General features: G+C 29.1%; 7 protein-coding genes. 3 read left to right on the top strand and 4 right to left on the bottom strand.

Features of this window, described 5'->3' with window-relative positions:
- Window positions 1–888: 888 nt before the first annotated feature.
- Window positions 889–1,968 (bottom strand): hypothetical protein, encoded by a 1,080-nt coding sequence (locus ECAJ_RS03265; RefSeq protein WP_011304745.1) that lies wholly within the window; start codon window positions 1,966–1,968, stop codon window positions 889–891.
- 799 nt (window positions 1,969–2,767) lie between these two features.
- Between ECAJ_RS03265 and carB the strand changes: the two genes are divergently transcribed.
- Window positions 2,768–5,998 (top strand): carbamoyl-phosphate synthase large subunit, encoded by a 3,231-nt coding sequence (gene carB / locus ECAJ_RS03270; RefSeq protein WP_011304746.1) that lies wholly within the window; start codon window positions 2,768–2,770, stop codon window positions 5,996–5,998.
- Between the two features lie 466 nt (window positions 5,999–6,464).
- Here the strand turns inward: carB and ECAJ_RS03275 are convergent, their stop codons facing one another.
- Together ECAJ_RS03275 and fumC are read right to left on the bottom strand one after the other, a co-directional pair.
- The gene (locus ECAJ_RS03275) at window positions 6,465–6,761 is read right to left on the bottom strand and encodes a hypothetical protein (RefSeq protein ID WP_011304747.1); all 297 of its coding nucleotides are present in this window, start codon (window positions 6,759–6,761) and stop codon (window positions 6,465–6,467) included.
- 99 nt (window positions 6,762–6,860) lie between these two features.
- On the bottom strand, window positions 6,861–8,246 hold the full coding sequence (gene fumC, locus ECAJ_RS03280) for a class II fumarate hydratase (RefSeq protein ID WP_011304748.1): 1,386 nt from the start codon (window positions 8,244–8,246) through the stop codon (window positions 6,861–6,863).
- A 275-nt stretch (window positions 8,247–8,521) separates the two neighbouring features.
- On the opposite strand from fumC, the gene ECAJ_RS03285 reads away from it, so the two are divergent.
- Complete coding sequence (locus ECAJ_RS03285; RefSeq protein ID WP_011304749.1) at window positions 8,522–9,166, top strand: phosphopantothenoylcysteine decarboxylase; 645 nt, start codon at window positions 8,522–8,524, stop codon at window positions 9,164–9,166.
- Between the two features lie 333 nt (window positions 9,167–9,499).
- Entirely contained in the window at window positions 9,500–10,843 is a 1,344-nt protein-coding gene (locus ECAJ_RS03290; RefSeq protein ID WP_011304750.1) for a dihydroorotase, read from the top strand.
- Window positions 10,844–11,593: 750 nt separating this feature from the next.
- On the opposite strand, the gene lipB is transcribed toward ECAJ_RS03290, so the two are convergent.
- Window positions 11,594–12,238: a lipoyl(octanoyl) transferase LipB gene (gene lipB, locus ECAJ_RS03295; protein ID WP_011304751.1), complete on the bottom strand. Its 645-nt coding sequence runs from the start codon at window positions 12,236–12,238 to the stop codon at window positions 11,594–11,596.
- Window positions 12,239–12,840 lie beyond the last annotated feature (602 nt).

A 12,840-nucleotide genomic window follows, 5' to 3' on the forward strand; every position in this document is an offset into this window, starting at 1 on the left:
TAATAGATAATTAAAGGATACTCATAACTTATTTTAAAGCAGTTTCACTATATGTGAATCACTATTATTGATTCAAAAGTTCTTATAGCAGAGGATATTTATACCATATTGCAAATCAAGAACACAGTGTATGTAAGTAATGAAACTCTAATAATGCAAAAAGAATTGTGGGAAAAACTAGAAATACTACCAAAAATTATAAAAACTCTACACGCAGTTATAATATGCTAGTGTGAAGTTAATAAACATACAAAAACCTATGAAAATGAGTACTAAACTCAGATATTGAAAATAATTGCACTAACACAATATCAATATTAAGAAATAGCAACTTAAAATTATACCTTTTCTATAATCTAGCGTATATACCTATTCAAGACAATTTTATACCAAATTGTAAAAACACATTAATATCATCATTTCACTGTTAACAAAACTTATTTAATAGATACAGAAATTAGTAAAGATAGAATACATAGTAAGGATAGAAGCCAAAATAGACTGCAACCAACTAATAAAAACCTTGATAAACTCAAAGTAATACAAGATAAAATGTGTCTTAACATGATTCTTACTTATACACTATTCAAATTACACGACATAAATTAAGAAAACACCACATTGATCATATACACACTCCTACTCCTTCAATGTAACTACATATAAAACAGTGTTGATGTGAGAATAATAAGTCTACAATATTACTACTCATAAAGAAGTATATATATAACCAACATATTACAATATCACCTAAAACATTTCATATTACTACGTTGGTTATATACGCATATATATACTTACAAATGCACTTTAAATAAAACAAGTTGTACATCACTAGTAAAATACATTACACAAGACAACATGTTGAAAAGTCAGTGATAAAAAGCATTATAAATTCAAGCTTTCATCAACTTGCTCAATGATATCAAGATTACTAAGCACCATATCATCCGTCACTATAGCATCGTTTTTTTTACTTAACTTACTTCCAACAAGAATAGATGCAAAAATTAAAGTGCATAAAACTACATTAATAGAACATACACCAATCGATACATCTTTAATATCAATATTATTAAAGAAATTCACTATATTATAAATACGTCCTAATACAAATAACAACCCACACATATTAAATATAGATTGTATTGCAAATAAAGTAAGCACTAAATATAAAGCTGGATTCGTTTCTATATTATCTTTAAGATATAAAGAACAATGCAATTTCTTTGAGTCTCTACTAGATTGATATTGCTCAATAGCACTAGCAGACTTACAAATCATAATATGTTTTATGAGATTCATATAACTATGTTTAGTTCTTTCAAACACATTACTGTTTTGATTAGGGAAGTACCGCATATCAGCAAGAAATTGTATTAACTGCAGATCCATAATACCAATCATAAGATCAACACTACAAAACTCTAAAACTTGCTTTATTATATTAGGATCTAATTCTATATTAGAACATGCAGCATCAAAGCTTTCTACAGCAGTAAATTTACTCTTAGAAACAAGCTCACCAAGATTTCTACACTTATAAGTGCTCCGTCTTAAAGTTGCATTACCTACAATCTTAGCAAGTTTATCATTTTCTGTAAGAACATAAGCATTACATTTTACTATTTTGTTTATTAAAATACTAACAGCTTCTCTATAAGCTGAAATTTTTTCTTGAGGTATGGTTGTTTTTTTTTCTAAAATTTCAATTTCAAATATTTTCATAAGAATTGCTCTTATTGTACTTTCCATTTGATAAAATTGATCATCAGCAATTACATGCCCTTTAGCCTCCTTACCATTATAATATTGCAATTTTTTTTCCTTGATTCTTATAATATCAATATAAGATTGCAAACTGGTCTTTACTACTTCATTCTTTGCATACACTGAAAACCTTTCCGAAATTATCTCCATAGTACTATCGATAAGATTTTTAATTCCAACCTTTATTATGACAGTCATATTACACCTGAATTTATTAGTAAATTAACATAATATAGTAATTTTTATACTATACAACTTAAACTTGTAAAGCTATACTCAATATAGATTGAAAAAATAATCAAATTTCATTATTTCTTAATTATTCTTAATAATTTTCTAATACAATTGTTTCACATTAATAATGCAGAAATTCAAAGTAATACCAAGCGCAATCTTAAAAAAATGTAAAAATAATTTAGAATATTACAGAAAATATTCAAAGATCAAAATAAGTTAAATACAAAACTTATATAATCAAAAAATTTACTTTTATGATGAAAGTTTATATATTAAACATTATTATTCACTACACATTACTGTGAATCAAATACTGTAATAAAACATAATAACTATTAGCAACACACAATGACTTTTTACAATATACACCAGTCACAACCTTAATTGTAAAACTGTGTGTATTACTGAAAGACTTACTTATATAAAATATCATTACTCATTACATATCACTGTTAATTAAACTTCCACAACAAAATTCATATTCTTATCAAGAAATAACGCTTACTAGTAATAACATCCTACAAACAAATAAATGCTAAACATAATATAATAAATTTTTGTACTATTGAGCTTTCAACAATACTCTACTATTTACAAATGTAAAAAATTGTAATAGTAAAACACAAACCAACAAAAAACATCCCTAAGATTACATAAAAAATGTTTTTAACATTTTAGTAAGCATCAGTTTTTACTTTTTTATTTTGAAGATAAAGTATTAATAGTTATAGTATTAGTAAATAAATTCTTTATATACATCATGCCAAAACGTACAGACATAGAATCAATATTAGTTATTGGAGCAGGTCCTATCGTCATAGGACAAGCATGTGAGTTCGACTATTCAGGCACTCAAGCTTGCAAAGTTCTAAAGCAAGAAGGATACCGAATTATCCTTATTAACTCAAATCCTGCAACAATAATGACTGATCCAGAAATAGCTAATTCTACATACATTGAACCTATTACACCAAGCATCATTGAAAAAATAATTATAAAAGAAAAACCAAGTGCAATATTACCTACAGTAGGTGGACAAACTGCTTTAAATGTTGCAATTAAGTTATGTGAGCAAGGAATTCTAGAAAAACACAATGTAAAATTAATAGGTGCAACAAAAGAAGCAATACAAAAAGCAGAAGATAGAAACCTATTCCGTCAAGCAATGGATAAAATAGGAGTAAAATACCCAAAAAGTATTATTATAAAAAGTGTAGATGAAATAAAACATGCATTAGAATATATAGGATTGCCAGCAATTATTAGACCATCATTTACACTAGGCGGTATTGGGGGTGGCATATCTTACAACAAAGAAGAATTTCAAAAAAATGTAATGTACGGACTAAGTATTTCTCCAATATCTGAAGTACAAGTAGATGAATCCATTATTGGATGGAAGGAATTTGAAATGGAAGTCATGCGTGATAATAAAGACAACTGTATCGTAGTTTGCTCTATAGAAAATCTTGATCCAATGGGAGTTCATACCGGAGATAGTATTACAGTAGCCCCAGCACTGACTCTAAGGGATACAGAATATCAAAAAATGCGTGATATATCATTTTCCATACTTAGAGAAATAGGAGTAGATACTGGAGGATCAAATGTACAATTTGCAGTCAATCCAAAAAATGATGAAGATTTACTAGTTATAGAGATGAACCCAAGAGTCTCTAGATCATCAGCACTAGCATCTAAAGCAACAGGTTATCCAATAGCTAAAGTAGCTGCAAAATTGGCTATTGGATATTCTCTAGACGAAATACAAAACGACTGCACAAAAGCAATCCCTGCATCATTCGAACCAAGTATAGATTATATAGTTACAAAAATACCAAGATTTAATTTTGATAAATTTAGAGGAGCAGAAAAAGAATTATCAACTTCTATGAAATCCGTAGGAGAAGTAATGGCAATTGGTAGGTCTTTTCCAGAATCATTACAAAAAGCACTATGTTCTTTAGAATCTGGATATTCAGGATTAGATGAACATTTTGATAAGAATATAGAAAAAGATCAACTATATAATGCTCTAGTAAAATTATCTCCAGATAGGATATTCATAATTGCAGATGCATTAAGGCATAACATTAGCATAGAAGAAATCAATAAGATTACTGGTTATGATCCTTGGTTCTTAATACAAATAAAAAATATCATACAGTTTGAACAACAAATAAAAAATCACGGATTACCTAAAGAAGCAGAAGGGTTATTATTGTTAAAAAAAATGGGATTTTCTGATGCAAGGTTAGCACATTTGAGTAATAACACTATAGAATACGTAGAAAATCTTAGAAGATCTTTACTTATAAACCCAGTATATAAACACATAGATACTTGTGCAGGAGAGTTTAAAACTAATGCATCTTACATGTACAGCTGTTATGAAGGTGATACTGTCAATCCCCCTGAATGTGAATCTGTTGTAACAGACAATAAAAAAGTAATAATTTTAGGAAGTGGTCCTAACCGCATTGGACAAGGTATAGAATTCGATTACACATGCGTACATGCAGCACATACTATTAGACAAATGGGATACGAATCCATAATGATAAATTGCAATCCAGAAACTGTATCAACAGATTATGATATTTCAGATAAGTTATATTTCTCTCCATTAACTAGAGAAAGTGTTTTAGATATTATATTCAAGGAAAAAGAGACAAACTCCCTACTTGGAGTAATAGTACAATTTGGTGGACAAACACCATTAAAGCTTGCAAAAGTACTACAAGAAAAAAATATCAATATTCTTGGAACATCTTTTGATTCAATAGATCTAGCCGAAAATCGGATGAAATTCCAACAATTACTCACACAATTAAATTTAAAGCAACCTCCTAACGTTACTTGTAATTCAATAAATGAAGTTTACGAATGTGTACAAAGCCTAGCATTCCCAATACTAGCAAGGCCATCATACGTACTAGGAGGACAGTCAATGTCAATCATTCGTGACAGTAACGCTCTATCGAATTACTTAACTATACATAAAAACATATTTGATAATGGGTCATTATTGTTAGATCAATTTTTAACCAATGCAGTTGAAGTAGATGTAGATGCTATTTGTGATGGAGAAAGTGTTTACATAACAGGAATAATGGAACACATAGAGGAAGCTGGTATACATTCAGGTGATTCAGCATGTTCTTTACCTGCATATACCCTAACATCAGAAATAACAGATACAATAGCAGAATATACAAAGAAAATAGCACTTGCATTACAAGTTATAGGATTCATTAACATACAATATGCAATACAAGATGGTGAGATCTATATATTAGAAGTTAATCCACGAGCAAGTAGAACTGTACCTTTCATTGCAAAAGCTACAGGCATTCCAATAGCAAAAATTGCAACAAAAATATTATTAGGAGAAAAGCTTCCTACAATTCTAGAAAGAAAGCTCAATTATATCGCTGTGAAAGAAGCAGTATTTTCTTTTTCAAGGTTTCCAAATATAGATGTCCTGCTAGGACCTGAAATGAAGTCTACAGGAGAAGTAATGGGTATTGACAAATCATTCGAAATAGCATTTGCAAAAGCACAAATGGCTGCTGGATATGAATTACCAACCCAAGGTACAGCTTTTATATCTGTCAAAAATTCAGATAAACCACTCATAGTGCAAACAGCACAAATATTACAAGACATTGGTTTTACTATATTTTCAACAAAAGGAACATCTACATATTTAAATGAGGCAGGAATTACTACACAACAGGTAAATAAGGTAAGGGAAGGTAGACCACATATATTAGATCTATTACAAGATGATAAAATAAACCTAGTAATCAATACTTCAGAATGTATAAAGTCATTTTCAGAAAGTAGCAGTATAAGAAAAACTGCACTTGTCAAAAAAATTCCTTACAGTACTACAATACCAGGAGCAAAAGCTTTAGCATCAGCAATCAAAACACTAAAGAAACAAGGTATACAAGTAGAACCTATGCAAGAATACACAAAGGAATAACAAATATTTTTGCTCAATAAAATTTAAATTAAATACTCAGTATTGATCACTAAAAACAACAAGCCATAATAACATTAATAACTACTTAGTCCGTTGAAACTAATTATAATGTGTTCTGCATTGCTATAATACTTATATTACTACTTCACTTTATAGGTATAATCAAGCATATCATTAACTAGCTATATTTAGATATTATACACTATGTAAACACCACTATTAAGATAAATAAGCATACTTATTTAAGGATTCAATATAAACAAAGATAGTACTTTTTTACAATAAGCACTAACATAAAAGCTAATAAAAATTAATTATAACACACCTATAAAAACTTAGATAACAACAAGAACCCTTACCTTAATAAAAGGCAACTATGAAGCAAAACTACTACAGAATATAAAGAAGCATGTAACCTCACACAAACTCATAGGTTTTAAAAATCATACAAACCTATTTTCTTATTTTACGCTCCTTCCTTAGGCTTTAATACTTTATGCTCCAATCTTAAAAGACGTTTTTTGATTACCTTTAGTTCTTCTATTAATTCTTTATATTGACTATCGCTAATAGAATCAGAAGTAGAAGACCCTATACGCTTTACCTGACTTCCATCATCATTTTGAGCATTTGCTTCCATTACCCTTTCTTGAATCTTTACAACCGACTCAAACATTTGATCAAAAGTTTTACTATCACTAACAATTTCTTTTACAGTATTTATATACTGCTGTATCACACCTTTGTACTCATCGTCTGCCATAAAATCACTTTTAATAAAAAATACAATACTCTCTATATTATAGTAACACGTGTTAACTGTCAATATTGTTAGTTATGAAACGGGCAATAAAAGCAATCTTTAATTTGTAGGATGTATCATGTTTTCTGGATTAACAATCCTATCAAATTCTTCTTCACTTATCAAGTTAAGTTTCATTGCAGCATCTTTTAATGTTATTCCCTCATCAAAAGCAGTTTTTGAAATTTTTGCTGCATTATCATAACCTATATGCTTATTCAATGCAGTTACTAACATCAAAGACTGATTCAACAAAAATGAAATACGCTTTGTATCCGCTTTAATGCCTTGAACACATTTTTGTGAAAAATTAATGCTAACATCAGATAATAACTTAATGGATTGTAAAACGTTATAAATAATAACAGGCTTAAACGCATTTAATTCAAAATGACCATTTGATCCTGCAACAGTCACAGTTGTATGATTACCCATAACCTGAGCACACACCATAGTCATAGCTTCACATTGAGTTGGATTTACCTTACCTGGCATTATAGAAGAGCCAGGTTCATTAGCAGGTAATACAATCTCTCCTATTCCACATCTTGGTCCTGAACCAAGCAATCTAATATCATTTGCTATTTTCATCAAACTTACAGCAATAACATTCAATACACCACTAAACTCAACTAATGCATCGTGCGTAGCTAACGCTTCAAACTTATTAATAGAAGATACAAAATTAAAACCAGTCAACTTTTTAATTTCACTTGCAAAATGAATATCAAATTGTTTTCTAGAATTGATACCTGTACCTACAGCAGTACCACCTTGAGCCAACTCAAGCAAATTACCTAATGCAGCTTTTATCCTATTCATACCCTGTAAAATTTGGTACGCATATCCAGAAAATACCTGACCTAAAGTTAATGGAGTAGCATCTTGAAGATGAGTACGTCCCACTTTAACAATATTTTGAAATGCTATAGACTTACTATGAAGAGCTTCATATAAATTCTTCAAACTTGGCAATAAAGAATTTTCAGTTTCAACAACAGCTGCAATATGCATTGCTGTTGGGAAAGTATCATTGGAAGATTGAGAATAATTAACATGATCATTTGGATGTACAGGACATTTACTACCCTTTTCTCCACCCAACATTTCAATTGCACGATTTGCTATTACTTCATTAACATTCATGTTAGTTTGAGTACCAGAACCAGTCTGCCAAATTACCAAAGGAAATTCATCATTAAGTTTACCATTTACAACTTCATTTGCAGCATCACAAATTGCACTACCTATTACTTCATCAATATCACCATTCTTCATATTAACACGAGCTGCTGCCAACTTAACAAGTCCTAACGCCTTTATCAAAGGTTGAGGCATTTTTTCTGATCCAATTTTAAAATTATTAATAGAACGCTGCGTTTGTGCACCCCAGTAATGACACGCAGGAACTTCTATTTCACCCAAACTATCTCTTTCTTTCCTCATAGACTTCCATTCCTTTATTTATAAGTGACTAGTTTATAATAGAGTTTTGCATTCATGTCCACTAAGACTACACAATTATCTATCATTTCATCACAATAAATATTCCAACACTCTAGGACCCTATATAAGATAATGTTTCCTGCATAATAAAAGTACAATAACGTTATACCACTAACACTTCTCTTTATTAAACAAGTACATGTAATTGCTTAATAAATTATTGTAAATTCTTACAATTTTGTACTATAATTGAAATTTGGACATTTCAGTATTCTATGGTTAATGTTTTAATAACAGCTGGACCAACCCAAGAATTTATTGATCCTGTAAGGTACATTACCAACAGTTCATCTGGTAAACAAGGGTATGCAATTGCTGAATATATGAATAAAATCGGATGGAATGTCAACCTAGTATCTGGTCCAGTTACTATTCACAACCATAACATACAAAATATATTTTATATAAAAAATTGCAATGAAATGTTACAAACCTGCATAAAACTATTACCAGTAGATATTGCAATTTTCACAGCAGCAGTAACCGATTGGTGCCCTATATACTCTGCTAAAAAAATAAAAAAACATGAAATCACAAACATTAAAATCACTAACAATCCAGATATCATCCATATCATAAGTACTCACGCAAAAAGACCAAAACTAGTGATTGGATTTTCATTAGAGTCAGAAAATGCAATAGAAAATTCAAAAGTTAAACTAATAAAAAAACAATGCGATTGGATCATAAGCAATACAACAACTATTAATGATAAACATGTTATGGGAAATGATTACAATAAAATCACAATTATTACTAAGAATCATTATCAAGAATTTCCCATAATGTCTAAAAAAGATATAGGCAAGTTAATTACAGAACAAATAATCAATTTTTTAGCTAATAATAAGAACAAGTAAAATTACTATAAATATTCAATAAGTTATCTTCCAATATATTGTTTAAAACTTTCATCACATTATAGCACTAAAAAATTATTCAAACTCGACTTCAAGTTAAGTGTTTTATTTATATAGAACTCTAGTGAAATTTATATTTATAAAATATCAATAAATCTTAATAATTGAAAAACTTTTATAACAAATGTAGATCTTATCAATGCTATCAATTTTAAGTAATCAATGTAAATTTAAAAGTTATGATACAATATACATAAGCATTGACTAATTAACCATTTGCGTATATCCTGTATTAGTTTTTTATTTTCTTTACTATTTCTAGGCATTTGAAGAATGTATAAGCAATCTTGGAAGTTGTTGGGCAGAGGACAGGATGCAGATTTTACTGTTGCATATATTAATGCAAGGATTATTGATCCAGAATCTAAATTAGATATAATAGGATCATTACTTACAAAAGGAGACAAGATAGTCGATTTTGGCCAAGATTTATTTAACAATGGTATACCAAGCACTATAGATGAAGTAGTAGATTGCAATAATAACATATTGATGCCAGGTTTAATTGACATTCATGTACATTTTCGCGAACCAGGGCAAGAACATAAAGAGACTATACACACAGGAAGCAAATCCGCTGCTGCCGGAGGAGTAACCACTGTAGTTTGTCAACCTAACACTATCCCTACTATCAGTAGCATAATCACTGCAAAGTATATTAAAATGAGAGCACTGGAAAGTGCATATGTAAACATAGAGTTTTATGCTTCTATAACAAAGCCAGATAACTCATTATCCGATATGGCACTATTAAAAGAAGCAGGAGCAGTTGGTTTTACTGATGATGGAATGCCAGTAATGAATTCTTTAACAATGCGACAAGCATTAAGCTACTCTAGTATGTTAGATACTGTAGTAGCACAACATGCAGAAGATCTAAATTTATCCAACAATGGCCACATTAACGAAGGTACAGTCTCATATGAATTAGGATTAAAAGGTATCCCTGATATCTCAGAATCCATAATAGTAAACCGTGACATTGCATTAATGAAAAACATTAAAAATGTACACTACCACATCTTACATGTTTCATCTCAAGATTCTCTAAATATAATAAAACAAGCAAAAAACCAAGGATTAAAAGTTACATGTGAAGTAACTCCTCACCATTTAACTTTAACTGAACAAGATGTTATAACACATGGGACTCTCGCAAAAATCAATCCACCTCTAAGAACTGAAAATGATCGTCTCAGTATGGTAGAAGGATTAAAAAATGGCATAATAGACTGTATAGCAACAGATCATGCCCCACATGAAGTAAACACTAAAGAATTACCATTAGATACAGCTGCTTTTGGAATAGTTGGACTAGAAACAATGCTCCCAATATCTTTAGAGCTATATCATAATGGTACTATATCTTTAATAGATTTACTTGCAACTTTAACATACAAACCAGCAAATATTATAAAAGTACCAAGGGGACGTATAAAAAAAGGTTTTGTTGCAGATCTAATAATATTAGATTTAAACCACGAGTGGACAATTGACATATTAAAATTTGCAAGCAAATCAAAAAATTCACCATTTCATAACAGGAAAGTAAAGGGAAAAGTTTTAAGAACTATAGTATCAGGTAAAACTACTTATACAGCAGTAAGGAACATTTAAGTTCTTTCAATATTCGTTTAATATACTTTAATATACATAGTGGCTAACACGCCCTACATTATTTTTGTCTATAATATACAGTTTAACTTATAAAACTCTAGAGTTACAGTATCTAGTATTATATTACAATAAAAATTAAACACACTTTATCTCTTAGTATTCGTACTAATATATAACATATAGACAGTATCCTGACTCAAGATTATAATATAACCTAACTAAAACCCTATAACTATAGCTCTAGTAAAACTGTTCGCATACATAATACTTATTAAAGTTTACAATATCTTCTTATATCATTTATAGTACAATTTATATTTAAAATTTAGCACTAAATATCAACCCACCCACACGATCAATATTAAAGTATTATATTAATCTACACATTTGGTACTCATACTGATATATATACAAGATTTTATATTATTGTTTTATATAATCACGACCTAATTTATATGTAAAATATAAGCATTACAATCTTTAATCCAAACTACTTATACAACATAAATAAAAATAAGTATTATATTACTTAACATGCATTGATTGGTATACATAGGAATTTAACAAAGTTTTATAATATTGCTATCATATAATAAAAGTCTATACACAGCAGAAATAAATTATAATTATCAATAATATTAATCAATTTACAAAGTGCCATAATATCATTACAAATACAACTAACATATACGATACAATTTCCATAGTTTTGCAGAACACTTTATAAATCAGTATTAAATATTGCTTTTCTTAATTAAAAGAACTAAAAATCTCATTAAACTTTTTCTCCAGTACAATATCAAATTCCTCATACGAAACATTAACTCCTAATTGTTTAAAAGAAGTAACTCCATATTCTTTTATACCGCACGGTACTATACCTAAATAATGTGAAAGATCTGTATAAATATTAACAGATACTCCATGATAAGTTATCCACTTTCTTATCCTAATTCCAAATGCAGCAATTTTCTTTTCAATACCATTATGAGTTACCCACACTCCTATCAAGTCAGGATTAAAATATGATTTTATTGAAAAATGACTTAAAGTATTAATAATCCAATCACCTAAAGTTTTAACATACAGTCTAACATTACACTTGTTTCTGGTTTTTAAATTCAACATAACATAAGCAATCCTTTGCCCAGGGCCATGATAAGTATATTTACCACCCCTATTCGTAGAATACACAGGTAACAAATTACTAGCTAATAAATCCTCAACTGTAGCTCCAGTACCAGCAGTATATAATGCAGGATGCTCAAGTAACCATACTAATTCTTTTTGTAATCCATCAGAAATACTATCTACTTTTCGTTGCATAAAGTATACTGCTTCCTGATAATCTATTGGAGAAGATTCTATTTTCCACTCTACTAAATCACACGACATACTTATATATTAAAAGTTACTACAGTATTGTATGCTAATAACAAAAAAATTATAAACTTCACATAAGAAAATAAAAATATGTACTAAAATCAATTCAGACACAATCTATATTTTAAAAACCTAATAAAATTTCATAAACTAAAGTACTATCAAAAATGAAAAAAACAATAGACACTCCCAATGTACCACACAATAGATAAGTAATAATCAAAACAAACAACTAAATTCAAGTTAATTGCACAAGATCAATAGAATACAAACAACACACAGCTGTACATTAAAAAGCAGATACTTACTACACTTTCATAAAATTGAAAATTTTATACATAAATTCATAATATTTAGACGATAAAGCTTATAAAATCAAATAACTCAACACAAGTGCTATTCCTTTTGCTGAATTTTCTTAAGTTACAGTTTACTCAATGCTATCAACATTACAAAATTTGGCACATTATAATAAGCTTTATAAAACTAAACAGCTTTCTGCAATACAAATTCAAAATAAAGAAAAACTATACTTAGCCAACACCAATAATACTCTCAATACTATAAGATTTTTCAGATCATAAAACAAACTTGATATTAGAAATCAGATAATT

The organism is Ehrlichia canis str. Jake (assembly GCF_000012565.1).
Lineage (GTDB): Bacteria > Pseudomonadota > Alphaproteobacteria > Rickettsiales > Anaplasmataceae > Ehrlichia > Ehrlichia canis.

Coding starts and splice junctions, on each gene's coding strand:
- ECAJ_RS03265 (WP_011304745.1), bottom strand. CDS start 1,968: ATGACTGTCATAATAAAGGTTGGAATTAAAAATCTTATCGATAGTACT.
- carB (WP_011304746.1), top strand. CDS start 2,768: ATGCCAAAACGTACAGACATAGAATCAATATTAGTTATTGGAGCAGGT.
- ECAJ_RS03275 (WP_011304747.1), bottom strand. CDS start 6,761: ATGGCAGACGATGAGTACAAAGGTGTGATACAGCAGTATATAAATACT.
- fumC (WP_011304748.1), bottom strand. CDS start 8,246: ATGAGGAAAGAAAGAGATAGTTTGGGTGAAATAGAAGTTCCTGCGTGT.
- ECAJ_RS03285 (WP_011304749.1), top strand. CDS start 8,522: ATGGTTAATGTTTTAATAACAGCTGGACCAACCCAAGAATTTATTGAT.
- ECAJ_RS03290 (WP_011304750.1), top strand. CDS start 9,500: ATGTATAAGCAATCTTGGAAGTTGTTGGGCAGAGGACAGGATGCAGAT.
- lipB (WP_011304751.1), bottom strand. CDS start 12,238: ATGTCGTGTGATTTAGTAGAGTGGAAAATAGAATCTTCTCCAATAGAT.